The 24,284-nt window shown below is 40.3% G+C and carries 18 protein-coding genes; 10 read left to right on the top strand and 8 right to left on the bottom strand.

Going from position 1 to position 24,284, the window contains the following annotated elements:
• Positions 1-87 precede the first annotated feature (87 nt).
• Complete coding sequence (gene trxA / locus H6G73_RS12885; RefSeq protein WP_190604988.1) at positions 88-405, top strand: thioredoxin; 318 nt, start codon at positions 88-90, stop codon at positions 403-405.
• Positions 406-512: 107 nt separating this feature from the next.
• Here the strand turns inward: trxA and H6G73_RS12880 are convergent, their stop codons facing one another.
• The 4 genes from H6G73_RS12880 to fdxB form a co-directional block, all read right to left on the bottom strand.
• Positions 513-1,115, bottom strand: coding sequence for a cytochrome c oxidase subunit 3 (locus tag H6G73_RS12880; RefSeq protein ID WP_190604986.1), 603 nt, complete (start codon positions 1,113-1,115; stop codon positions 513-515).
• Between the two features lie 82 nt (positions 1,116-1,197).
• Positions 1,198-2,868, bottom strand: a complete 1,671-nt coding sequence (gene ctaD / locus H6G73_RS12875; RefSeq protein ID WP_190604984.1) for a cytochrome c oxidase subunit I — start codon at positions 2,866-2,868, stop codon at positions 1,198-1,200.
• Positions 2,869-2,910: 42 nt separating this feature from the next.
• Positions 2,911-3,888 carry a cytochrome c oxidase subunit II gene (locus H6G73_RS12870; protein WP_190604982.1) on the bottom strand — a complete coding sequence of 326 codons (978 nt, stop codon included), beginning with the start codon at positions 3,886-3,888 and terminating at the stop codon, positions 2,911-2,913.
• A 901-nt stretch (positions 3,889-4,789) separates the two neighbouring features.
• Positions 4,790-5,083, bottom strand: a complete 294-nt coding sequence (gene fdxB / locus H6G73_RS12865) for a ferredoxin III, nif-specific (protein ID WP_190604980.1) — start codon at positions 5,081-5,083, stop codon at positions 4,790-4,792.
• 1,326 nt (positions 5,084-6,409) lie between these two features.
• Here fdxB and H6G73_RS12860 point away from each other — a divergent pair.
• Positions 6,410-8,023, top strand: a complete 1,614-nt coding sequence (locus H6G73_RS12860) for a helix-turn-helix domain-containing protein (protein ID WP_190604978.1) — start codon at positions 6,410-6,412, stop codon at positions 8,021-8,023.
• A 186-nt stretch (positions 8,024-8,209) separates the two neighbouring features.
• On the opposite strand, the gene H6G73_RS12855 is transcribed toward H6G73_RS12860, so the two are convergent.
• Positions 8,210-9,187, bottom strand: a complete 978-nt coding sequence (locus H6G73_RS12855) for a sucrase ferredoxin (RefSeq protein ID WP_190604977.1) — start codon at positions 9,185-9,187, stop codon at positions 8,210-8,212.
• 947 nt (positions 9,188-10,134) lie between these two features.
• Here H6G73_RS12855 and H6G73_RS12850 point away from each other — a divergent pair.
• Positions 10,135-11,106, top strand: a complete 972-nt coding sequence (locus H6G73_RS12850; protein ID WP_190604975.1) for an ROK family protein — start codon at positions 10,135-10,137, stop codon at positions 11,104-11,106.
• 349 nt (positions 11,107-11,455) lie between these two features.
• Here the strand turns inward: H6G73_RS12850 and H6G73_RS12845 are convergent, their stop codons facing one another.
• Entirely contained in the window at positions 11,456-11,689 is a 234-nt protein-coding gene (locus H6G73_RS12845; RefSeq protein ID WP_190604973.1) for a hypothetical protein, read from the bottom strand.
• A 345-nt stretch (positions 11,690-12,034) separates the two neighbouring features.
• Between H6G73_RS12845 and H6G73_RS12840 the strand changes: the two genes are divergently transcribed.
• The 3 genes from H6G73_RS12840 to H6G73_RS12830 are packed head-to-tail and all read left to right on the top strand — an operon-like array spanning position 12,035 to position 16,983.
• Positions 12,035-14,272, top strand: coding sequence for a GAF domain-containing protein (locus H6G73_RS12840; RefSeq protein ID WP_190604971.1), 2,238 nt, complete (start codon positions 12,035-12,037; stop codon positions 14,270-14,272).
• Between the two features lie 3 nt (positions 14,273-14,275).
• Complete coding sequence (locus H6G73_RS12835; RefSeq protein ID WP_190604969.1) at positions 14,276-14,716, top strand: response regulator; 441 nt, start codon at positions 14,276-14,278, stop codon at positions 14,714-14,716.
• A 5-nt stretch (positions 14,717-14,721) separates the two neighbouring features.
• Positions 14,722-16,983 carry a hybrid sensor histidine kinase/response regulator gene (locus H6G73_RS12830; RefSeq protein ID WP_190605117.1) on the top strand — a complete coding sequence of 754 codons (2,262 nt, stop codon included), beginning with the start codon at positions 14,722-14,724 and terminating at the stop codon, positions 16,981-16,983.
• A gap of 234 nt (positions 16,984-17,217) precedes the next feature.
• On the opposite strand, the gene H6G73_RS12825 is transcribed toward H6G73_RS12830, so the two are convergent.
• The gene (locus H6G73_RS12825; RefSeq protein ID WP_190604967.1) at positions 17,218-17,664 is read right to left on the bottom strand and encodes a Fur family transcriptional regulator; all 447 of its coding nucleotides are present in this window, start codon (positions 17,662-17,664) and stop codon (positions 17,218-17,220) included.
• A 179-nt stretch (positions 17,665-17,843) separates the two neighbouring features.
• Between H6G73_RS12825 and H6G73_RS12820 the strand changes: the two genes are divergently transcribed.
• The gene (locus H6G73_RS12820) at positions 17,844-18,380 is read left to right on the top strand and encodes a peroxiredoxin (RefSeq protein ID WP_190604965.1); all 537 of its coding nucleotides are present in this window, start codon (positions 17,844-17,846) and stop codon (positions 18,378-18,380) included.
• A gap of 174 nt (positions 18,381-18,554) precedes the next feature.
• A complete protein-coding gene (gor, locus tag H6G73_RS12815) occupies positions 18,555-19,916 on the top strand; it encodes a glutathione-disulfide reductase (RefSeq protein WP_190604963.1) in 1,362 nt (453 codons plus the stop codon).
• Between the two features lie 48 nt (positions 19,917-19,964).
• Here gor and H6G73_RS12810 read toward each other — a convergent pair whose 3' ends face one another.
• Positions 19,965-20,459 (bottom strand): GNAT family N-acetyltransferase, encoded by a 495-nt coding sequence (locus H6G73_RS12810; protein WP_190604961.1) that lies wholly within the window; start codon positions 20,457-20,459, stop codon positions 19,965-19,967.
• A 423-nt stretch (positions 20,460-20,882) separates the two neighbouring features.
• Here H6G73_RS12810 and H6G73_RS12805 point away from each other — a divergent pair, with 423 nt between their 5' ends.
• Together H6G73_RS12805 and H6G73_RS12800 are read left to right on the top strand one after the other, a co-directional pair.
• Entirely contained in the window at positions 20,883-23,279 is a 2,397-nt protein-coding gene (locus H6G73_RS12805; RefSeq protein WP_190604959.1) for a heavy metal translocating P-type ATPase, read from the top strand.
• A gap of 289 nt (positions 23,280-23,568) precedes the next feature.
• A complete protein-coding gene (locus H6G73_RS12800) occupies positions 23,569-23,997 on the top strand; it encodes an FHA domain-containing protein (protein WP_190604957.1) in 429 nt (142 codons plus the stop codon).
• Positions 23,998-24,284 lie beyond the last annotated feature (287 nt).

Raw genomic sequence — 24,284 nt, 5'->3', positions numbered from 1 at the left:
ATTACCAAAAAAAACTATGAGGTTATACCAATTCTTTTTTGTAGGAACTAACATAAAAACAAATAATTAAACATAGGTGTGTGTCATATGACAACGAAAAAACAGTTCAATAGCTTTGAGGAAATGCTCTCTGGTTCTGATGTACCAGTATTAGTTGACTTTTATGCCGACTGGTGTGGCCCATGTCATATGATGTCAACAATCTTAGAACAGGTGAACCTGCAATTAAAGGATCGTTTGCGGATTGTGAAGATTGATACAGAAAAATATACAGAACTGGCAACTCAGTATCAAATTAACGCTTTACCAACGCTGATGTTATTCAAGGGAGGTCAACCAGTTGATAAGATTGAAGGTGTAGTGCAAGCACCACAGTTAGTACAACATTTGCAAAGTATTCTCTAAATACCCATTGGATAATTAATGGTGTGTGATTAATTTTTCTGCAATAAATATTTAAAAAGGTGTGTTACGCAATTGAAAATTAGCCGTAATACACCTTTTTTCTACTCTTAAAATGAGGTGAGAATATATAACAGGATGAACAAGATAATCCAAATAATATCGACAAAGTGCCAGTAGATTTCTGCCATTTCTATGCCTGTATGTTTAGTGGCAGAATAATGACCAGGCCAGAGGGAACGAAAAATTACGCCTAAGATGAGTAAGATGCCGACAAAGACGTGTAAGCCGTGAAATCCAGTCATTAAATAGAAGCAGTTGGAGAAAATATTAGTGGTCAAACCATAACCTAAGGACATGTATTCATAAACTTGACCAGCTAAGAATACTGCACCCATGATGGCGGTAATAAAATACCAAAACCGCATCCAACCAACTTTATTTTGTTTAATTGCCTGATCACCTAAGTGAATGACAAAACTACTAGAGACGAGAATAATTGTGTTAACTGTGGGCAATAATAGTTCTACTTCTGTTCCTGCTGGTGGCCAGACCTGATTACTGCCACGTAGCAATAAATAAGTGGCAAAAAATCCCCCAAACATGAGGGATTCAGATATGAGAAATGTCAACAGTCCCCACACTCGTAAATCTGGGTGTTCCCCATGTTCGGGGTGATGATTTTCTTCAACTGCGGTGATAGCGATGGTCATGTTATTTCCCTTGTGGATACGGAAGAATTTTTGGTCAGAGTAGACGCAAAAGTACATATGGCACTTTTGCGCTGTTGTGTGGTTAGCTGGAACTTACAGTTTCTGAATGATGATTGCGACCGTAGTCATAAGGGCCATGGGTGACTACTGGTAATACTTCCCAGTTTTCAATGAGGGGTGGGGAAGTGGTTGTCCATTCCAAGGTTAAACCTTGCCAAGGATTATCTCCGGCGTTTTCTCCGTGCATCCAACTGTGAATGATGTTGATGGCAAAGGGGATGACGGAAATTCCTAAGAGAAATGCACCAATTGTACAAATCTGATTGAGGCCAGTGAATTGGGGGTCGTACATGGCTACTCGTCTTGGCATTCCTTGTAACCCTAATTCGTGCATGGGTAGGAATGTTAAGTTGGTGCCGATGAAGGTGAGGACAAAGTGAATGCGTCCCCAAGATTCGTTAATCATTTTGCCGGTAATTTTGGGGAACCAGTGATAAATACCTGCGTAGATACCAAAGACGGAACCACCAAACAGAACATAGTGGAAATGGGCTACGACGTAATAGGTGTCATGGACATGAACGTCAAAGGGTGCGGTGCCCATGGTTACGCCGCTTAAACCACCCATGACAAACATAGCTAATAGACCAATGGCAAATAACATGGCACTGGTGAAGCGGATTTTACCTCCCCAGAGGGTAGCTACCCAACCGAAAATTTTCACGCCGGTGGGAACGGCAACAATGAGGGTGGAAATGGTGAAGAACATCCGCATCCAGCCTGGTGTGCCACTGGTAAACATGTGGTGTACCCAGACGAATAAGCCGACAACGCAGATGGCAACACTGGAATAAGCGATCGCTTTATAGCCGAAAATGGGTTTACGGGCATGAACGGGAATTACTTCTGACATAATCCCAAAAATCGGCAGAATCATTAAATAAACTGCCGGGTGGGAATAAAACCAGAATAGGTGCTGATAAATGATGACGTTGCCACCAGCATCTGGTTTAAAGAAGGAAGTACCAAAGTTAATGTCAAACAACAACAGCACTAAACCTGCTGCTAATACAGGTGTGGATAAAAGTGCCAGGATAGAGGTGGCGAGAATTGCCCAACAAAATAGAGGTACTTGATCCCATTTCATGGAGGGAACTTTCATCATTAAGATGGTGATGACAAAGTTCACTGAACCTAAAATTGAGGAAGTCCCCACCAAAACGATCGCTAAAATCCACATACTTTGAGCGATGGGGGCGGTAATTAAACTCAAAGGGGGATAGGCTGTCCAACCAGATTGGGAACCACCAAAGAAAAAGCTACCTAATAATAGTAGTCCGGCTGGTGGGTTCAACCAAAAGGCGATCGCATTTAATTTGGGAAACGCCATATCTCGCGCACCCATCATCAATGGCACGAGATAGTTACCAAAACCACCAATGGCACTGGGAACAATCCACAGGAAAATCATGATGGTGCCATGATTGGTCATGAAGGCGTTATACAGATTGGGATCTAAAATATCTGCATCCGGTGTGGCTAACTCCGCACGAATAGCGATCGCCATCAACCCACCAATCAGATAAAACACAAAAGCTGTCACCAGGTATTGAATCCCAATGACCTTATGGTCTGTATTAAAAGTGAAATAATGATACCATTTCCACTTTGGTGGTAAAGGTTGAGTAATCAGCAGCGTTGGTGCTTGGTTCTTGTCTGGTGGCGTATTTAATGGAAAATCTACTTGTGTCATATTTTATCCCTTTGTCAGTGGTCAGTCTGCCGTTAACTGCTACTAGTTAGTCGTCACCAAAGACTGAACTGTATCTGCATTTACACCTAAATTCTCGACGTAAGGTGCTAGAAACTCTGCCGTTGATAAATTCTGTGGATTCACAGCCACATCTGCTGGTGATTCTGGGTTTTGGGCAATTTGATTTTCCTTCACCCAAGCCTCAAAATCCTTTGGTTCATGGACAATTACCTGAGTCCGCATGGAACCGTGATAACCACCGCACAATTCTGCACAAACTACAGGATATGTGCCTACCTTAGTGGCCACAAACCTCAATTCTGAAGGTACTCCAGGAATTGCATCTTGTTTAAGACGAAATTGGGGCACCCAAAACGAGTGAATCACATCATCTGCTGACAGCTTGAGTTGCACATCTGCACCTACGGGAATATGCAATTCTCCAGCGGTAATTCCCCGACCTGGATAGGTAAATAACCAGGCAAACTGCATTCCCTTCACATCCACCACCACATCGGCAGCTTTGTTGTAGTTGTTATATGCACCACCAATGCCCACCTGAGCAGGGGCGGGAGAATCAGAGGTATAATCTAAGCTGGCAGCGATCGCACCAGGTGACATCTTGGCAGCATGAGCAGTGCCATGTATATGTCCACCAACATCAAAACCTCCCATCTGGTTATAGACATCTACGCTGTAAATACCTAAACCAATCACAATCACAGTGGGAATAGCTGTCCAAAAAATTTCTAACCCAATATTTCCCTCAATCGGTACACCATCAGAACTATCTCCCCGTCGTCGTCGATACTTAATCAAAAAAATGAGAATCGTTCCTTCAACTACTAAAAACAGGGCGATGCCAATGGTAAACATAATATTGAAAAACCCATCTACCAAAGGCGCTTGTTGTGATGCTGCTTCTGGTAGCAAATGATGATGCTGACCAATCCAGATACTGAGAGGGGCAATAATCATCCCAGCTAACAGCGTCCACAGCGACACAGGAACTTTCTGCATAAATGCTACTTGCTCTGTAAACGGCAATAAAAACAGTGAATTACTGGTTTAACTATCCTGTGAATTTAGATAGTTCCGATTGAGCAGATGTAAAAAAATCACCCTTTGCAATCTCAAATTCCACAAAATATACACCAGTATCTTGCATCCCGTTTTTTTGCTATTTACCCCTAGTCAAGCAACATTTGTTTGACTCAGAGGTAGCACAATTTCACAGGGCTTGATTTTCACTTATTAACTTTCTAACTTGCCCTGATCAAAAATAGTGGGAAACTTCCATATTTTTTCAGATCCTCCCCCGCAAAATATTACAAATTATGACTTGATTATCATTTATCCAGTGATAATTTCTGAATTCACTTCATGTACACCTGATTTTCCACAATTGTGTAATTATCACCACAATCTCTGTTAAAGAGAATTACTATTCCTTTGATTTTCTCAACTAACCTTATTAACATGCTATACCAATTAAGCAAAATCCTTATACATTATAATTTTTGCTAGGGATTTAACAACACTCAAATTTCTATCAAACATTTATATAATGATAAAAATATCACAATCTTAACCACACCATTAAAATAAAGAAATTCTCACTATACACCTAATAGCCAATTAAAAATGTAGGGCGCTTTACCATTAATTACTATCGGCGATTAGGTAAGCTACCCTACATAACTGTTTTATTGAATTGTGCGCTACAACATCAGCAATCACTGTGACTTTAATTCCTGAAAAATATAAATAGCAAGTATAATTAATTGAAGCGATAACAATAAAGATTTACGGTTTTGTTTACATAGAACTATAGATCAATTCCCCTCTAGTTACCTTGCTAGGAGAGTGAATTAAAACAGTGCTTACTGGATTGAGCCATTATGATTAATACCAAATTACCTTAGTTATCTAAGGTTGTATGGCTGTAACAGTTCTTAGGACAAATCCTGGAGCAAGCTTCACAACCAATACAATTGTCGGGGAAAGCAACTGTCATTACTTTCCGTTCAATTTCATCATCTTCTTCATCTTCTACAAATTCACCTTCTTCGTTCAGCGCTTTGAGTGCTAGAACATTGTGACCACATACCTTAATACATCTGCCACAACCGATACATTTATCTTTGTCGATTTCCTGAGCAAACTTAGGAGTCCAGGTCTTTCCTCCGAATGTCAAGCCAGTTAATGTTGCCATGAATGAACCCTCAGCAATTTCCGCTACAAATTAGTTTCTACTGTTAACTTCATCCTAGCCTAATATTTTGATTTTTCAAAACAAAAATTAATTTTCTTATCAAGTTTTGATGACTTGCTAAATAATATTATTTTCCTTTATTTTACCTGGGGATTTAAATGACATGATTTATCAATAATTTGTAGATAATTTAGCCTACAAGTCATTTAATTAAAGCCCAGAAATTAATTAATCTATCTATTGGTTATCCCCCTGATCACTAAAATGCTAATAATAAATAAATGCAAGTACATATAAAAATATTCATTAAGAGCAATGTTCATTAAATAACAATCTGGGAATTGAACTAATTAATATATGACACAGTATTAGCATATACAGATTAACTAGTATGAATAACTCATACCCTTTCTTTGTGTGGATGAATATATTTACCCCCTAGCTTCTCCGTCCTTGCCAAGGGAAGATTACAGGGGGTTATTATGATGTGCACAGAAAAAATTGGTATCAGTTAAACTCCAGTTGATTATGTCAGGCAATGCTCATCAATCAACTAGACTTGCAAAGGTATATACAACTAAGGAATGACTGGGCATTATATTTTGGCAGTAAGTGCAATTTTTCTTTCTCACCTGGAGTAAAAGTGTAGTGCCCATACCAAAACCACATCAATGTTACCTATTAATTGCAAGTACCAAATTCAGATGTCCACTAAATTATGGCCACACCTCTGAACCCTGACAGAGAAACCAAAATGAAAATCTAGAATTCACAGTAAATTGACTATTTATCAGCTTAAATAAATTGTTGCGTTCACAGCTTATCTGTATTCACATCCAAGAAGAATACAGAACCAAACTATTCTCCTGTCAGCCTTTCTGCGGGAAAGATTAAGAAATTTTCCTCGGCTCATTGTGAACAAACTTATCCAAATCTTTATGAAATTTATAGTTAATGAAGAAGCGATGAAGTTTCAGTGGGAAGTGTAGAGAGTAGTAGTGCGATCGCTCGCCCAACTGTGCGGAACTATACCTAACATTTAGAAACAGAGAAAATCTAAATGATTAGTTTTTTAGTTTTGCTCTCCGCATCATTCTACTCAGTCATTCAACAAAGTTACTCCTAACTCCCCATGAGGTAAAGGAGGAAGGACACAGCTTCCCATTGGACACACAGTCCACACACACAATGGATGTGGGTAATTAGTCAGGCAAGAAAACTCTTTCTTGTCACGGAGATACTTTGGTAGCAAATATTGAGTCAACAGGACACGTCCAGGGGAGACTTGAGCCAAACATCTCAACGATTCCAGTAGGAAGAATTCCCATGCCTTATACAATTCCTAACAACAGTTGCGTTGGATGTGACAACTGCCGCCCCCAATGTCCTACGGGTGCAATCAAAATCGAAAATGGTGAATATTGGATTGATCCTTATCTTTGTAACAACTGTGAAGGTTACTACCCTGAACCACAATGTATAATCGTCTGTCCCACCAACTCTCCCATTCCTCTACAATCCAAAAAAGGTAGAAGCAAAGCCGAACCAAGAGAAGTTACCAGTCCTGATTTATTTTCTAACCGGAAAAATCACCCCTTTGCCTCAGCAATAGTGATTTGGGAAGCTTGTAACCTCCTGGCCCAACGCACATCCTTAAATTGGGAAACCAACGCTGATGGTTATTTGCACTATCGCCGTGCTGTCAATCAAGGACGGGGTACAATCGCCTTTAGTGTCGTCCAACCCATCGCTTTCGATCACCAACACAAATTTCCACTCCACAACCGTACAAACAGCTTACAAGCCATAGAAAACCTCGACATTAGGGCTGCTTGTATGCACCTGATTTTTGCTGCCCATGCCACCGCCTTAGACCAACCTTGGGAGCAAGAATTCACCATTGATGAGCGACAAATAGAAAAATACTTAGGCTTAGAGAAACGTAAAGACCTGAGCAAAACTGCCAAGCTCGGTTTAATTAAAAATATTGTTCTCCAAGCTTGCTCACTCATCGTTTCCATAGACTGGCCTCAACAAGGACGAGTTCCCGGCTTTTCTGTCAATGACACACCCCTATGGCAAATCACAGATATACAGCATTACTTTCAAGAAGATGATCAAGGATGTAAATATCTGATTGGCCTCACCTTTAAAATCAAAGCAGGTATTTGGGCACAACACTTCCTCAACAAACAAGGATGTAAAGAACGCAGCGCCTTTTATCAATACGGCAGTCTGCCCAAAACTCTACTCACCAGCGTTATGAGTCTGTGGCAACAACATGAAGGCGCAGTGAGACTTATGCTCTGGCTACTATTTAAAACCAAAATGGGTAGAGAACAAAGAATCACCATTCCCACCTTGCTGCGCGTTGCTTATGGTGAGGAAAAAGTGAACCAGGCCGGTAGACAACGGGAAGAACGCAAGCGTCTATTACGAACCTACGAAAACGACTTGGAAGTTCTCAATCATTACGGAATTAAAGTTTTGTTTGACCCTGTTACCTACCCCCCAGAAATCCAACCATTGTGGGCAAAATTAATTGATATTCCCGAAGACCCAGACGAAGCCCTAGAATTTTGGATTAATGATGCTGGTGGTGATACCCGCCTCACAGACAGCGGCCCCCGTGGCAAATGGAATTTACTGATGAACGCACGCATTTTATCCTTTGAACTTCCCCCAGAATGGGAACAGCGTTCTGAATCAGATAAAAAACAACGACGCACAGCTAAAACCAAAAAGAATCCCAAACCCACAGGTGATTTACTTGGAGAAGATATTCTCCAAGCTAGAAGAAACCTCAACCTCTCCCAGCGGGAACTAGCAAAACTCACTGGTAAAAGTCAAAGTTGGATTCGTGATGTGGAAAAAGGTCGCTTGAAAGCCAAGGTAGAAGACCAAACAGTTCTCAGAAAAATTCTCAATATTGGGGATTAACAAGGAGTTCAGAAGTTCAGAAGTTCAGAAGTTCAGAAGTTCAGAAGTTCAGAAGTTCAGAAGTATGGCTTCGCCACGCTGCGCGAACAGGGGTTACAGAAGTAAAGAAGAATGGCTATAAATAATACATTAGTTCCTTCAGCCTCCTGCCTCCTTTGTTCTTTTTCCCCTACACCCTAAGAACAATCAAGCACTGTAAGTCGCTACTTTTCTGGCAGTTAACCACAGATTAGCTACAGCATATTTAACAACCACTGTCTCTTGTGTGGTGTTACAGGAACTTTTGAGGGATTGAGTTTTGGCTATATCCTTCACTAGTTTGGCTTGATAGCTATAGAAACACCCAGAAGGGTCTTCAAAACTTAGCTCGCCGAGAATAGTATTGTTATCCAAACTTTGCTCTAGAATTTTACCTGCGGCTTGATAGTTAAACCAATCCCAACCGAGTCGCAGTATGAGTTCCCTTTCTAATATCTGAATGGGTGGCGGCAAAATTCCCCAACCGCGATAAACTCGATTCAAATATTGAATATCACCACTGCGGGTTAAAATTGCCCTGAATGAGTCTTGATCTAAAGCACCGTAATATCTTGCTTCAGGAAAGTCGATGGCTGTTGGTGCAAAACGGTGCCCACCAAAGTGAGTAGACCGCCAAATTCTCACATGATCTAAATGTAAATCTTCAATGGTTTTGGAAGCATAAAAGTAAAAGGGATTACCATATCTAGCACAGCATTTATCATGGTTCCCATGAGTACAAATTAAAATATCTCTGCTGATATCTGTTTCTATTTCATAATCAGGATGACCGCCAGCTAACCATTTCCTGATTATTCCTGCTACTTGTTCAATATTGGGTATCTTAAACTCTTGTTTACGGTATCCCTGACTTAAGCATTCTTGTTTTTGATAAATCAATACCGTTGTCTGATTGATTCTGTGAGATTCATCATTAGCAATTAACAAAAATCTAATAGGTTTTTTAGTTTGCTTGACTTCTTCTACCAAAATGCGTAAATTATCGGGAACCCATTTAGAATTAAATGCTTCTGATATCCAAGGTGGAGGACATTCAATTAAAATGTAGGTCTGGTAGTTAGTCGCGCTACCAATAATATCTTCTCCTATTTGCCGCGAATAATCAGAGCAAAAAAAAGTATTCATGGACACTTACTCAAGGATTGATTTTATGAACAAATGAACGGGAAAACAAAAATTGTATTTACAGCTACGTATCTGTGAGACAGTGTAAAGATTTTCAATGTCATTATCTACTACATCAGGAGGTAGCCACTTTATAGATCATGACTATTTTTAGGTTGTCCGGTTAATAAATTCTCCTTAATAAAGCCTTAGGCTTCAGAGATTTCAGCCCCAGTTGAATAAAAATCCATTGCTAACAAGGTTTTTATCTATTCTGTATTTTAGCTTATTGAGAAAATTTTTCAATAACTTTAGAAAAAAATATAACCTACACAGCTATTTTTTCCCAAAAACACAGATTTAATGCTAGAAAGCCAAAATAGTTATAAATGGATTGCCTCTATCATTCTATCTAAGTTCATTATCTTAAAATTGTATTGAATGATTTGTTTTTGTTGATGTTTATCGACTTTAACTGAATTTAATTATAAAATCAAGTAGTTAATAAAAAGCAAAATTTTTACTAATATTTATTAACATCTTGATGTTGACTTTACTCTAGTGACTAACTAACAGATAACGTAATTACAAAAGTTCCCTATATATCCATTGGGACTTGTGATGTAATTAATAGCTTTATTTCTATGTTGATAGGGAACTTGTTGCCAGAAAAGTAGCTTTACTTACATGGTTGCGTTGTCGTTGCTGACAAGCATACAACCCTAATTTTATATGAATTCTCAATGATTGGGGCAAATAGTTAAAAAGTTTTTCTTTCTCTTTTGCCTTTTTTCCTCCTTCACCATTAAATATACCTATGCCAACAAACTACCAACATGCTCATCACAAACTGCCGTAAGGTTTTTGGTGAACGACTACAAAATTTTATTGACGAGATAATGGGTAATGGTTAGTAAAGCAAAAGCTTCTCACACCCTACACCCTATTACTTGACTGTTTTCTCACCCATGAGTTTAATCTTAGCCCTTGATTTTGGCGGTACTAAATTGGCAGCAGCTACCGTGAAAGCTGGTTCCAGGGAATGGTTACGTCATGATAGCCGATTATCACCAGCGAAAGCAGATGCTTTAAGTGATATAGCAATTATGCGATCGCTTATTGATTCTGTGTTAAATGGTAGTAAACCTGATGCTATTGGCGTGAGCTTTGGTGGCCCCGTAGATGCAGCCACAGGTACAGTCCGACTATCTCACCATGTACCTGGTTGGGAAAATATCCCCCTTCAACAATTACTACAAGAAGATTACAATGCACCAGCCATTGTCGATAATGATGCCAATGTAGCTGCTATTGGTGAACATCGTTTTGGTGCAGGACAGGGATACGACAGTTTGTTTTACATTACAATCAGCACTGGTGTAGGTGGAGGTTGGATACTCAATAATCAACCTTGGTCAGGGGCATCAGGGATGGCTGGGGAAATTGGTCATATGGTAGTAGACCCCACTGGGCCTGTTTGTTTATGTGGAAAAAGGGGTTGTGTGGAAAGATTAGCATCTGGCCCTTACATTGCCCAAAACGCCCGCGAACTTTTAGCCGTACAAACTCCCCATCATACTGACGGACAAGTCCGGGGAGACATTTTGAGATATTTAGTTGGGGATGATCTCAACTTAATCACGGGACAAATTGTCAGTGCTGCCGCAGCCTATGGAGATGAATTAGCTCAAGAAGTTTTATATAAAGCTGCTTGGGCTTTAGGTGTAGGTATTGGCAATGTCGCTAACCTGATGAACCCCCAACGCTTTGTTTTAGGTGGGGGTGTAACTAAAGCAGGAGATACTTTTTGGTCAATAGTACGAAAAGTTGCTAGGGAAACAGCATTACCAGAAGTGAATTTCGAGGTTGTACGTGCTTTGTTAGGTGATGATGCACCATTATGGGGTGCAGTAGCGATGGGTTTAAATATTTTGGATTAATAAATTAAAAATTCAGTATAAATAAAGTATAAAAATATCTATAAGATTATCAATACAGGTGAATAAGTTTTAAATTATTTGTCGTTGAAGTCTGTCTTTTTCCTGACTTTGGGCATATATAGCAGGTGACAGGTGACAGTGCTAAAAGCCTTTTGCTGTCTAAGTTTTATTCTTAGTTAATGTCCTAACCGCTCCGTCCATTGCTATATGTTAATATTCCGTTAATTTTTCTTATCAATCCGTAAATTTTATATATTTAATAAAAAAAAGTTATAATATTTTTAGCAACTCTTATGCAATTAAAGATTGATTTTTTTAAGTTCTTAAGTTTTGCATCAGAGGATGCTATTTACTTGATATGAGCTAGAGGAACTTCATTGGAGATTTCGTCTACAACTTTAATCCGACCTTTAACTACACCACGTAACACTCTATTAATTGCTTGTTCTTCTTCTTCGTTCAGTAACCCACCTAAAATTGCAGCCATTAAGCCGTAGCGGTCAGCTAGAGTCAGGACTCCAGTGTCTGCAACTGCAACAACTATTTCCGAAACGGCTCCAGGTAGTAGATTAACTTGATGCATAAAAGTAGGTGTTGAACTCGATAACTTAAATATCTTCCAAAATCCAATTTATGGAAGTGATGAACTCAATCTGACCATTGTGAATAATATCAATTATTAATAGTGATTCATATCACTATTATGTGGTGATTTGTATCACATCTAAGGGAGAATATATCGTTTTTTCCAGGTAGAGAGGAGTTGATCAATCAGCAATTACGTTGAAATCCCTCAGCTTTTTACCCATATTTTTGTTATTAACATCTCAGTTTTTTTAATCATCTTAAATCCACCACTCCATCAAGGTTGATTTAGCTCGCTCGACTATCATAAAAACTAAAAAACCATTTTTTATATAGAAAATTTATGAATTTGGAGTCGAATCAACAAGAGCAGGAGAGGCTCAATGCTCTCCGTCAGTACCAAATCTTAGATACTGAGCCGGAAACTGCTTATGAAAGCATAGTGCAATTAGCCGCGGCAATTTGTCAGACACCGATTGCTTTGGTGAATTTTATTGATGAAGATCGTCAGTGGTTTAAAGCCAAAGTTGGTTTAACCGTCACACAAATGCCCCGTAATCATGGTCTATCTTATCTTTGCTGTGAGCGAAGTGAAATCGTCATAATTACAGATACTTTTGCTGATGAGCGATTTGTCAATAATCCAGTAGTTACCACCTATCCTTATGTCAGGTTCTATGCAGGTATGCCTTTGATAACTACTCAGGGATATGTATTAGGTACTCTGTGTGTAATTGATCAAGTTCCGCGTCAAATTGATGCTAGACAGGTGTCAGCATTGAAGGCTTTAAGTGATTTAGTCATCGAGCAATTAGAGTTGAGAAAGCAGATTAGAAATGTATCAATTCTGACTGAAGAATTAATGACCAAAGAGCAAGCCATCTCTGCTGCGGCCCAAATGGCTAGAGATAAGATTGTCAATATTTTGGAAAGTATTACAGATGCCTTTCTGGCCTTGGATAAAGATTGGCGATTTACGTACTTAAACCCCCAAGCAGAGAGATTATTACAAAAAACTCAGGAGCAATTGCTTGGCCAGCGGATTTGGGATGTTTTCCCAGGAACTGTAGATACGAAATTCTACCACGAATATCATAGAGCGATCGCTCAACACACCAGTGTGGAATTTGAGGAGTTTTATCCTCCCCTCAACAGATACTTTCAAGTACATGCCTATCCAGCACGAGATGGTTTATCCGTTTATTTTCAGGACATCACTGTCCGTAAACAAGCGGAAGAGGAACTCAAACGTCAGAATTTACGTAGTTACTTATTTGCGGAAATTACGCTCAAAATCCGCGATAGTCTGCAACTGGACGAAATTCTCTATACAACGGTTACGGAAGTACAGAAGCTGTTGCAAACTGACCGAGTGTTAATTTTCCAAATCTTAGGAGACGGTTCAGGTAGGGTGATTCAAGAGGCTGTTTTACCTGGGTGGAAAGTGATTTTAGGACAAAGTATTTTTGACCCCTGTTTTAAACAAGAATATATTCAGCAGTATGGTCAAGGTAGAGTTAGAGCTATTTTTGATATAGAAACTGCCAATATTGAAACTTGTCACCGAGAACTACTACAACGATTTCAGGTGAAAGCTAATTTGGTAGTACCCATATTAGTTAGAGAAAGTCTTTGGGGTTTATTAATTGCTCACAATTGCAGCGCACCCAGAGAGTGGAACATGTTTGAGCAGGAGTTGTTGAAACAATTAGCTGATCAAATTGGCATTGCTATTTCTCAGGCTCAGTTATTAGCACAGGAAACCCATCAACGTCAAGAGTTAAGTCGTTCTAATGCGGAATTAGAACAGTTTGCTTATATAGCTTCCCATGATTTACAGGAGCCGTTGCGAATGGTGACTAGTTACTTACAGTTGCTAGAGCGTCGCTATAAACCTTTATTAGATACCAATGGGGAGCAGTATATTGCCTATGCTGTGGATGGGGCAAGGCGGATGCAAATCCTGATTCAAGACCTATTGAATTATTCCCGTGTGAATACAAGAGGACAACCATTTACCATCATTAACTGTCATAGCATTTTGCTCAAAGCGATCGCTAATTTACAAGTAGCTATTGACGAGTCCAATACCATTATCACCTACGACCCATTGCCAGAAATTAGAGGAGATGCCACCCAGTTAACCCAAGTTTTCCAAAACTTAATGAGCAACGCCATCAAATTCCACCGTGCTATCCCACCAAAGATTCATATTGGTGTCTGTAGGAGAGAAAGGGAGGTAGCAGGGGTGAAACTAACTCCAGATATGGAAGAATCTAGAGAAGATGGATTGATTGTCTCTTCCTTACCTACTTCCTATTCCCTACAACCAAATATTTCCCATGAATGGTTATTTTCCATCCAAGATAATGGTATAGGTATAGATACTCAGTATACAGAGAAAATTTTTGCAATCTTCCAGCGTTTACACAGTAGAAGTAAATACCCTGGTACTGGCATAGGGCTAGCGATTTGTAAGAAAATTATAGAGCGTCATGGCGGAAGTATTTGGGTTGAGTCACAACCAGGACAAGGCTCTACCTTTTACTTCACAATTCCCCATACCCTAGATCAGCAATAGAAGATGATAACAGCGATTATGCCGGTAGAGGTTTTGTTAGTAGAAGATAATCCTGCTGATGTTGAACTGACACGCATCGCCTTGGAAGATAGCAAAATCTCCGTACATCTGAATGTAGTGGAAGATGGAGTGGAAGCAATGGCATTTTTGCGAAAACAGGGATACTACTCTGATGCTCCCTATCCTGATATTGTGCTGCTAGATTTAAATCTCCCGAAAAAAGACGGCAGGGAAGTCCTAGCAGAAATTAAAAATGATCAAAAACTGAGAAGAATTCCTGTAGTGGTGCTGACTACATCCCAGGCAGAAGAAGATATTACCAAAGCTTATAATTTAGCAGCTAATTGTTACATAACTAAGCCTGTTGACTTCGATCAATTCGTTAAAATTGTACAGTCTATTGAAAACTTTTGGTTTGCGATCGTCAAACTGCCACCGGAGTGATGGTAATCGCAGGTAAAACTATTAAAGTCTTGTTAGTAGAAGATAATCCTGGTGATGTCTTTTTATTACAAGCATTGCTCACAGAGGTAACTACCACTGTGGTAGATTTAATTACCGTGGAAAGGTTGTCTGAAGCCCTCAATTCTCTTCGTCAGGACATTTTTGATGTTATCTTACTCGACTTGTCACTGCCAGATAGTCAAGGGTGGGATACCTTCTTAGCTGTTCTTCATCGTGCCCAGGCTACGCCAATTATCATCTTGACAGGTACAGACGATGAAAATTTAACCATTCGGGCTATGCAGGAAGGAGCGCAGGATTATTTAATTAAAGGCCAAGTCACAGGTGATGTGCTTGTCCGTTCTATGCGCTATGCCATAGAAAGACAGCGAATAGAAGAAGCACTCCGCCATAGTGAAGAACGATTTCGTGTTGCTCTGCAAAATTCCCCCATCTTTGTCTACAACCAAGATAGAGAATTAAGATATACCTGGGTTTACAATCCTTTTTTGGGCTTTGCTGTTGAGGAAATGTTAGGAAAAAGAGATGAGGATTTAATTGATCCTGGTGATGCCCAACGTCTCACACAAATCAAAATTAGTGTCCTGAATAGCTGTATTAGCACCAGGGCAGAAGTTTCTATTTATACGGGTCAGGAAACTCGTTATTACGATTTAACCGTAGAACCACTACGCAACGAGTCCCAGGAGATAGTTGGTATAACTTGTGCCAGTATTGATATTAGTGAAAGAAAACAAGCAGAAGCAAAAATCCACGAACAAGCTGCACTGTTAGATATTACCACTGATGCTATTTGTGTACGAGACTTAGAAAACCAAATCTTGTTTTGGAGTCATGGTGCAGAAACTTTATACGGTTGGCAAGCTAGCGAAGTTTACGGCAAAAATGCCAATGAGATATTGTTGACTGAACAACAGCTTCCAGATTTGGAAGCTGCGTTTTTACAAGTAATTAATCAAGGTAAATGGCAAGGAGAATTAACCACAGTTTCTAAACAGGGTCAGAAAATTGTGGTTTCTAGCCGCTGGAGTTTAGTCAGTGATGAACAAGGAAGACCAAAATCAATCCTGATTGTTGATACAGATATTACTGAAAAGAAACTACTGGAAACAAAATTATTTCGGACTCAACGTTTAGAAAGTATCGGTACTCTTGCTAGTGGAATTGCCCATGATTTGAATAATATCCTCACGCCAATTTTAGCAGGAGCACAACTATTAGCATTAAAATTTCCCGATGCTGACGATCGCACACAATTACTTCTAGAAATTCTGGAAACCAATGCTAGACGTGGTTCCGATTTAGTCAAGCAGGTATTATCCTTCGCACGGGGAGTCCAAGGCAAGCGTATTAACTTACAACTGCGTCACATCATTGTCGAAGTCACGAAAATCCTGAGAGAGACTTTTCCCAAATCCATCGAAGTGTATACAGATATCCCCCAAGATTTATGGATGGTATCGGGAGATGGTACTCAGTTACATCAGGTCTTGATGAATCTCTGTGTCAATGCCCATGATGCCATGCCCGATGGTGGTTTACTGCAAATATGTGCAGAAAATCTCTTGATTGATGATAATTATGCCCGGATGAATCTGGAGGCCCACACAGGCCCCTATATTGTTGTTAGTGTCACGGATACAGGTTCAGGTATTGCCAAAGATATTATTGATCGGATTTTTGAGCCATTTTTTACAACCAAGCCAATAGGACAGGGAACAGGTTTAGGGTTATCTACAGCCTTGGGAATTATTAAAAGCCACGGTGGTTTTTTGAGTGTAGATAGTGAATTGGCAAAGGGTACCTGTTTTAAAGTTTACCTACCCGCAGCCCCCCAAGAAGAAACATTCACCAGTGAAAACTTAGTTCCCCTCACAGGCAATGGAGAACTGATTTTAGTAGTAGATGATGAACCAGCAATTCAAGATATTACTAAAGAGTCTTTGGAAACCAATAATTACAAGACCTTAATTGCCAGTGACGGAATAGAGGCGATCGCACTCTACGCTCAACATATGGATAAAATCAGTGTGGTACTGATGGATTTAATGTTGCCAGCTTTAGATGGTGTCACCGCTATCCGCACTTTACGCAAAATTAATCCCCAAGTCAAAATTGTTGCCACTAGCGGACTGATGTCTAGCAGTAAACTAACCGCAATTGGCTCAGTAGGAGTAAGTACATTTTTATCCAAGCCCTACACTGTCAATGAGCTATTGCTCACCTTGGAGAAAGTTTTGCATTGAAGAAGGAGTTCAGAAGACAGAAGACAGAAGTTCAGAAGTATGCCTACAGTATGCCTACGGCACGCTGCGCGAACAGAAGTCAGTAGGGGCGGGTTTACAGATATCATCAACTATGAACGAGAATTTTGGTAAACCCGCCCGTACACAAGTATGCCTACGGCACGCTGCGCGAACAGAAGAAAATCAAATCAACTTTTCTTTCTCTGTCACCTGTCACCTGTCACCTGTCACCTGTCACCTGTTCCCTGTTCCCTTACTCACAGAACCATCACAACTGTCACACACGCCTTTGACTGTCACTTCATAGGTTTCTGCGCTCAAGCCACGACGTAAGCTCTTCAGTTGTATACTCTGGAATGTATCCCAAGGTATATCTTCTATGGCACCGCAGCAGCGGCAGTAAAAATGATGGTGGGCATCAATATTAGCATCGTAGCGGGAAACTCCCTCTTCTAATAGCACTTCCCGCACTAAACCCGCTTCCCTCAACGCTTGCAAGGAACTGTAAATCGTGGCTTGAGAAGACACTGGGCAATCTTTATTTAAATCTATCAGTATTTGTTCAACAGTAGGGTGATCACTACGAGATAACAAATTTGCATAGACCGCAAATCGCTGAGGTGTCACCCTCAAACCCTTGGACTTTAAGGTTTGGACAATTGCGTTTGCTTGTTGCTGCATACTTGTGGCGACATTTTGATAATCTATCGCTTTTTATTATAATCTTTCCCTTTTAGTAATTAGTAGTTAATTATAACTCCATTAAAATTTAAGTATTTATAACTATTGATTAATTCTTAAGTTAGAATTATTCTGAGATATAACGAAACGAAAGAAAATTCATCCCTCCAGAGGTCAACATGGCTGTAATCGAAAAAGTACCTAACGTTGTCTTTAAAACCCGTGTGCGTGACGAATCTATTGGTGGCCCCAACCCCTTCCGTTGGCAAGACCGGACAACAGCAGAAATCTTTGGTGGTAAGCGCGTAGTCGTGTTTTCCTTACCTGGTGCTTTTACACCCACCTGTTCTACCTCCCACCTGCCCCGCTACGAAGAACTTTATAATGAATTCAAGGCATTAGGTGTTGATGAAGTCATTTGTGTTTCTGTCAATGATGCCTTCGTTATGTTCCAATGGGGTAAACAACAAGGTGCTAAAAATGTCTTCTTGCTACCCGATGGTAACGGTGAATTTACCCGCAAAATGGGGATGTTAGTTGATAAATCTAATCTTGGTTTTGGGTTACGGTCTTGGCGTTATTCAATGGTTGTCGATGACGGCAAGATTGAAAAGATATTTATTGAGCCAGGATACGAAGATAACTGCCCCACAGACCCCTTTGAAGTTTCTGATGCAGACACCATGTTGAAATATCTGCAATCTGTCAAAAAGTAAATTGGTTAATTAATTTTAGATTGGGGATTTGGGTATTAATTTAACTTTTGGTATCTACCAGAAAGTTAATGAATGAGGTAAACCAATAGCTATCTCAAATCCCTCTTCTAAATCCATCTTTTTTGACAAAAATGCAATAGCATATAGTATAAATATTCAAACAGAATATAGATTATGACCTACGATTTTGATTTATTTGTAATTGGTGCGGGTTCTGGTGGAATTGCTACAGCGAGAAGAGCAGCAGAATATGGGGCAAAAGTCGGCATTGCTGAGTTTGACAGACTAGGTGGAACTTGTGTAAATCGTGGGTGTGTGCCGAAAAAATTAATGGTTTATGCTTCCCATTTTGCCGATATATTTGCAGAGTCTCAAGGCTACGGTTGGAGTCCTGTAGCTAGTTCTTTGAATTGGGAAAAAATGATTACGGCTGTCAATAATGAAGTGACACGCCTCAATGGGATTTATCAACGGATGTTAGATAACTCTCAAGTTGAGTTATTCCCGGCTTACGCGAAATTAATTGACGCGCATACAATTGCGGTGGGTGAAGACCGCCAAGTAACAGCGGATAAAATTTTAATTGCTGTGGGTGGGCAACCAGTAAAACCAAATATTGTTGGCATTGAACATGCTTTGACTTCCGACGATGTTTTCAATTTAAAAGCACAACCTCAACGGATAGTAATTTTAGGTGCTGGTTATATTGGGTCAGAATTTGCTTGTATTTTAAATGGGTTAGGAACAGAGGTAACCCAGATAATTCGGGGTGACATGATTTTGCGCGGTTTTGATGATGATTTACGGTCGGAAATTCAACAGGCTATGATTAATCATGGCATTCGGATTGTTAATCATACTGAACAAGTTGCCATTGAAAAAGATGCAGAAGGAGTGAAAGTTACAGTTCGTCAAGCAGGACAAGAAGCAGAAACTGTAGTCGCTGATGCGGTGAGTTTAGCGGCCCTTGGTCGTCTACCCAATACCAAAAATCTGGGTTTAGAAAATACTAAAGTTCAGATGCGAGAAAATGGGGCAATTATTGTTGATGAATACAGCCTCACAGCTGAAGAAAATATTTATGCTGTGGGAGATTGTACTAACAAAATTAATTTAACACCTGTGGCCATTAATGAAGGTAGAGCCTTTGCTGATACGGTATTTGGTGGCAAGTCTCGCACCATGAGTTATGAAAATATCCCCACTGCCATTTTTACCTATCCCGAAGCTGCAACAGTGGGTTTAACCGAGGCAGAAGCAAGAAAGAAATATGGTGATGATGCCATCAAAATTTATCGCTCTCGTTTCCGGCCGATGTACTACACCTTAGCTGGTAAAGACGAAAAAACCATGATGAAACTTGTGGTTGACCAGAATACTGATCAAGTCCTGGGAGCGCACATGGTGGGCAATCATGCTGCGGAAATTATACAAGGAGTAGCGATCGCTGTAAAAATGGGTGCTACTAAAGCTGATTTTGATGCCACAGTGGGTATTCATCCCAGTTCAGCCGAAGAGTTTGTTACTATGCGTTAAAAACAGTATTACAGACTGCTATTTTTGGCGTTGGTAAAAGTTTTCGGTCTACTGACCTTTCCAAAAAACTGTTGAGAGCGGTTGAAACCCCATACGCTCAAAAAGTTTGTGGGCAGTCTTATTTTTAACTCCACTTTCTAGCAAACAGTAATTAGCTCCCTTTTCCTGAAGTGCCCAGTCAAAAACTTTCTCTATCAGTTTTTGTCCAATACCGTGTTTTTGCCATTTTAGGCTAACTCCAAGATCATTTAGCCAACATTCTAAACCAACATCTTTATCGTGCAACACAACAACAGCAAAACCAATTACCTGGTCACCAACACTAGCAACGAAAAGGCCATTACTTGTTGTATCGCGTAGTAAATCGTGCAATTCGTCTCGGAAAATATCTGGAGCCTGATTACAAGGTACCCCAGGTGCTTTTCCCATTCCTGCACTGAGTTCGCCAAAACCAACATAAGTTCCATCAAACACCTCAGCATAAACGTTGACTACAGCGTTTACATCTTCATGCTGCATATTTCTAATAACTATCTGCTCCATAACTCAATCTAAGTTTTGGTTAACGGGACTTAGACAAAAATTAAGCCCAAATAAAGCCGAAACTGGCTTTATAGGCAAATACGTCACGATTAATGGTTAGCTATATGTGCAAGGCACAGGCTACGCGAACAAAAAACGAAAAGAGATTGCTGTTCTAAAGGCTTCTTGCGTGGTTTGAAACCCTTGTAGAGACGTTCCGGCAGAACGTCTCTACATTAATTTTCACCATAGGTCTAATGTGAAAGCTATACCATCCCTGCATTGTAACCTCTTTTCGGCTCTTTTTTCTGCCTAAGCCCCGCTATCTACTTCCTAAAAAATATTCACTGGTATACCTCTATTGCCCCAGATTTCGCCTACCCTCAAAATAGAGGCGCTGTTGATGCAGCGTTTTTCATGTAGTAGCGAATCTTCAAACCTGCCATGCAACTTGTCCCAAAAACTGACCTAACTCCAGAATCTACACCCGCCACAGAAAAGATTATTTTAGATGTTGGGGGTATGAAGTGTGCTGGCTGTGTGAAAGCAGTGGAAAGACAGCTAACCCAACAACCAGGGGTGAAAAACGTCTGTGTGAATCTGGCAACAGAAGTGGCTGTGGTGGAGGCTGAGACTGGTACAGTTGTAGGAGATGTTCTGGCCCAAGGATTAACAGCTTCAGGATTTCCTAGCCAACATCGTCAAGCCCAGCATGGGACAAGTAGCAATTCTCATTTAGAGACCCAAGCAACTAAACAGCGCCAAGAAATGCAGACGGCAATGAGACAGTTAGTCATTGCTGGTGTGTTACTTGGTTTTTCTGTCATTGCCCATTTTGGAGAAGTTGGCACTTCCATTTTTCCCTTCTTAAAAAACATTTGGTTTCATTGTGGGTTAGCAACTGTAGCATTGTTGATTCCCGGTCGTCCCATCATTGTTGATGGTTGGTTGGGTTGGCGACGGGGTGCACCCAATATGAATACCTTGGTGGGGTTAGGAACCTTAACTGCCTACACTACTAGCTTAGTGGCCCTGTTATTTCCTCAAATGGGTTGGGAATGCTTTTTTGATGAACCTGTGATGATGCTGGGGTTCATTCTTTTAGGTAAAACATTGGAACAACAAGCTAGGGGTCGTGCGGCCTTGGCTTTTAGAAAGTTGTTAGCACTGCAACCGCAGACAGCTAGATTAATTGTTAATCCAGAGATAGAAACTTTAGCGGGAGCGAATATAGTTGAAATTCCGGCGGAACAGGTACGTGTAGGTGAATGGTTACAGGTTTTGCCAGGAGATAAAATTCCCGTGGATGGGGAAGTGCGCTGGGGACAAACAACTGTGGATGAGTCGATGCTGACGGGGGAAGCAGTCCCAGTGGTCAAACAAGTGGGAGATAGGGTGACGGGGGGAACTATTAACCAATCAGGAGCGATCGCTATTCAAGCTACCAGAACTGGCGATGATACGACTTTAGCCCATATTGTCGCCTTAGTGGAAGCTGCCCAAACTCGTAAAGCCCCAGTCCAAAAGTTAGCAGACACAATATCTGGTTATTTTACCTATGGTGTCCTCACAGCATCCTGTTTAACATTCATTTTTTGGTACTTTTTTGGCACTCACATTTGGCCGGCTGTCACTATGTCCAGTGGTATGGGGATGATGCACCACTTGGTTGATAATCACCATGTAACCAGTACCCAGTTTTCCCCACTGCTAATTAGTTTAAAACTAGCGATCGCAGTTATGGTCGTTGCATGTCCCTGTGCGTTAGGACTAGCTACCCCTACGGCTATCCTCGTAGGTACAGCGATGGGTGCAGAAAAGGGTCTACTCATCAAAGGTGGTGACGTTTTAGAAAAAGTCCACCAACTCAAAACAGTAGTGTTTGATAAAACAGGTACTCTCACCACTGGGCATCCCACGGTGACAGACTGCATGGTTTTGGCAGAAAATATCACCCCTTCTCAACTCCTCCAACTAGCTGCGGCTGTGGAAAATGGCACATATCATCCCTTGGCTAAGGCCATTCAACAAGCTGCACAACAACAAAACCTATCTATTCCCCACACCGTTGATTTTCACACAGAAGCAGGTCTGGGAGTGTCAGCAATGGTGGAAGGTAAACCCGTTTTGTTAGGTAATTGGGACTGGTTAAACCACCACGGGATTATAATTAGCGAAACTGCTCAACAGCAAGGGCAAAAGTTAGCTGCACAAGGAAAAACAGTGATTGGTGTAGCCCTAGAAAACAATTTAATTGGTCTTATCGCTGCCAGTGACACCCCCAGACCAGACGCGAAAGAGGCAGTCAGCCAATTACAGCAAATGGGTTTACGAGTCATGGTACTCAGTGGCGATAGATTAGAAGCTGCCACCACCATAGCCCAACAATTAGGTATAGATAACACTGATGTCATAGCAGGTATTCCCCCAGCCAAGAAAGCTAGTATTATTCAATCTCTACAAACTGGTGAAAATCCTGGTGTTGTCGCCATGGTAGGAGATGGTATTAACGATGCCCCTGCTTTATCCCAAGCAGATGTGGGAATTGCTCTCCAATCCAGTACAGATGTAGCAATGGAAACTGCTGAAATAGTATTAATAGGCGATCGCTTGCAAGATGTTGTCACCTCTATTAAACTCAGTCGCGCTACCTTTAACACCATCCGCCAAAATTTGTTTTGGGCTTTTGCCTATAATACAATTGGAATTCCCCTGGCAGCAGGTGTATTATTCCCAAGTACGGGTTTTATCCTCACTCCATCCAGTGCCGCAGCATTCATGGCCTTTAGCTCAGTCAGTGTCGTTACTAACTCAATTTTGTTAAAACGTTTTGTGCTTTAATTGGCTACATTTTCCTTCGGAGGTAATATCTTGAAGCAACATTCAGGGTCAATCTTGCGGTAAACTGAGGTTCTGATCAGTCGTTATACATCTGATGCAGATGGTTAAACTTACTAAGCAAACAGTTATAGCTAAAATCCCAACCTAGTTGTACTCTGCTCAAGTAAATCAGCTACTTTTTTCTGATTAGACTCACTGACACTGATTTTAATCAGTCTAATTATTAGCACTATAAACTGCACCAATCTTGATTTATCAAAGTTCAACCCATTTAAATCACTATCTGTCAATGGCAGCCGAATCTAATGAAAGCCATCTATTAATTATTGAAGACAATCAAGGACGCAAAGAATTTACTTTAGAAAATGCTGTCTATTCTATTGGTAGAGACCGTGAATGCAATATTCGTCTCATTTCCCAATTTGTCTCCCGTTATCATGCCACATTAGTAAGATTACCTCGCAAGAATAAAGCTAATAGTTACTATTACCGCATCGTTGATGGAGATGCAAAAGGTCGGCCTAGTTCCAATGGTTTAATGATCAACGGACGCAAAATCCCTGCCCATGATTTAAGAAATGAAGATGAGATTGTGTTTGGTCCACAGGTACGCGCAATTTACTATCTCTTGAAAGATAATCAGCGTCCGGGACAAACAGATGCGACTGAGTATGATATTACCTTAATTAATCCTAGTATGACAGACGAATTAGAATAACCATATCTTAACTCTGTTTGCTGGGTTAGTCGATATTTGAACCATTTGAGATGTTAATTTGTGATTTAAGAATGCCTTCATATGAGTGCATTCTTAATATTTTTTGTTCAAATTTAATCTTTTCAATGATTACCATTAATTCAATTAAACTCTAAATTTATCAAAAAAAACTGAGAGTACCCCTCTTCTGTCACTTTCCGAGAATAAAGAATATAATAGTTAAAAGAAAAAACTCTACAAGGTAGGTAGAGCAATGGACGTAGAATTACAAATCCTCAAACATTTAC

The organism is Richelia sinica FACHB-800, assembly GCF_014698825.1.
Classification (GTDB): Bacteria; Cyanobacteriota; Cyanobacteriia; order Cyanobacteriales; family Nostocaceae; genus FACHB-800.
Note: the sequence above shows the minus strand (reverse complement) of the source record. Positions and strands in the feature narration are given on the sequence as shown.

Bases quoted from the DNA above. Each gene is read 5' to 3' on its own strand.
- H6G73_RS12825 (WP_190604967.1), bottom strand. From the start codon at position 17,664: ATGCAGCAACAAGCAAACGCAATTGTCCAAACCTTAAAGTCCAAGGGT.
- H6G73_RS12845 (WP_190604973.1), bottom strand. From the start codon at position 11,689: ATGCATCAAGTTAATCTACTACCTGGAGCCGTTTCGGAAATAGTTGTT.
- trxA (WP_190604988.1), top strand. From the start codon at position 88: ATGACAACGAAAAAACAGTTCAATAGCTTTGAGGAAATGCTCTCTGGT.
- H6G73_RS12805 (WP_190604959.1), top strand. From the start codon at position 20,883: ATGCAACTTGTCCCAAAAACTGACCTAACTCCAGAATCTACACCCGCC.
- H6G73_RS12870 (WP_190604982.1), bottom strand. From the start codon at position 3,888: ATGCAGAAAGTTCCTGTGTCGCTGTGGACGCTGTTAGCTGGGATGATT.
- H6G73_RS12880 (WP_190604986.1), bottom strand. From the start codon at position 1,115: ATGACCATCGCTATCACCGCAGTTGAAGAAAATCATCACCCCGAACAT.
- H6G73_RS12835 (WP_190604969.1), top strand. From the start codon at position 14,276: ATGATAACAGCGATTATGCCGGTAGAGGTTTTGTTAGTAGAAGATAAT.
- fdxB (WP_190604980.1), bottom strand. From the start codon at position 5,083: ATGGCAACATTAACTGGCTTGACATTCGGAGGAAAGACCTGGACTCCT.
- H6G73_RS12860 (WP_190604978.1), top strand. From the start codon at position 6,410: ATGCCTTATACAATTCCTAACAACAGTTGCGTTGGATGTGACAACTGC.
- H6G73_RS12820 (WP_190604965.1), top strand. From the start codon at position 17,844: ATGGCTGTAATCGAAAAAGTACCTAACGTTGTCTTTAAAACCCGTGTG.
- H6G73_RS12855 (WP_190604977.1), bottom strand. From the start codon at position 9,187: ATGAATACTTTTTTTTGCTCTGATTATTCGCGGCAAATAGGAGAAGAT.
- H6G73_RS12800 (WP_190604957.1), top strand. From the start codon at position 23,569: ATGGCAGCCGAATCTAATGAAAGCCATCTATTAATTATTGAAGACAAT.
- H6G73_RS12810 (WP_190604961.1), bottom strand. From the start codon at position 20,459: ATGGAGCAGATAGTTATTAGAAATATGCAGCATGAAGATGTAAACGCT.
- ctaD (WP_190604984.1), bottom strand. From the start codon at position 2,868: ATGACACAAGTAGATTTTCCATTAAATACGCCACCAGACAAGAACCAA.
- gor (WP_190604963.1), top strand. From the start codon at position 18,555: ATGACCTACGATTTTGATTTATTTGTAATTGGTGCGGGTTCTGGTGGA.
- H6G73_RS12840 (WP_190604971.1), top strand. From the start codon at position 12,035: ATGAATTTGGAGTCGAATCAACAAGAGCAGGAGAGGCTCAATGCTCTC.
- H6G73_RS12850 (WP_190604975.1), top strand. From the start codon at position 10,135: ATGAGTTTAATCTTAGCCCTTGATTTTGGCGGTACTAAATTGGCAGCA.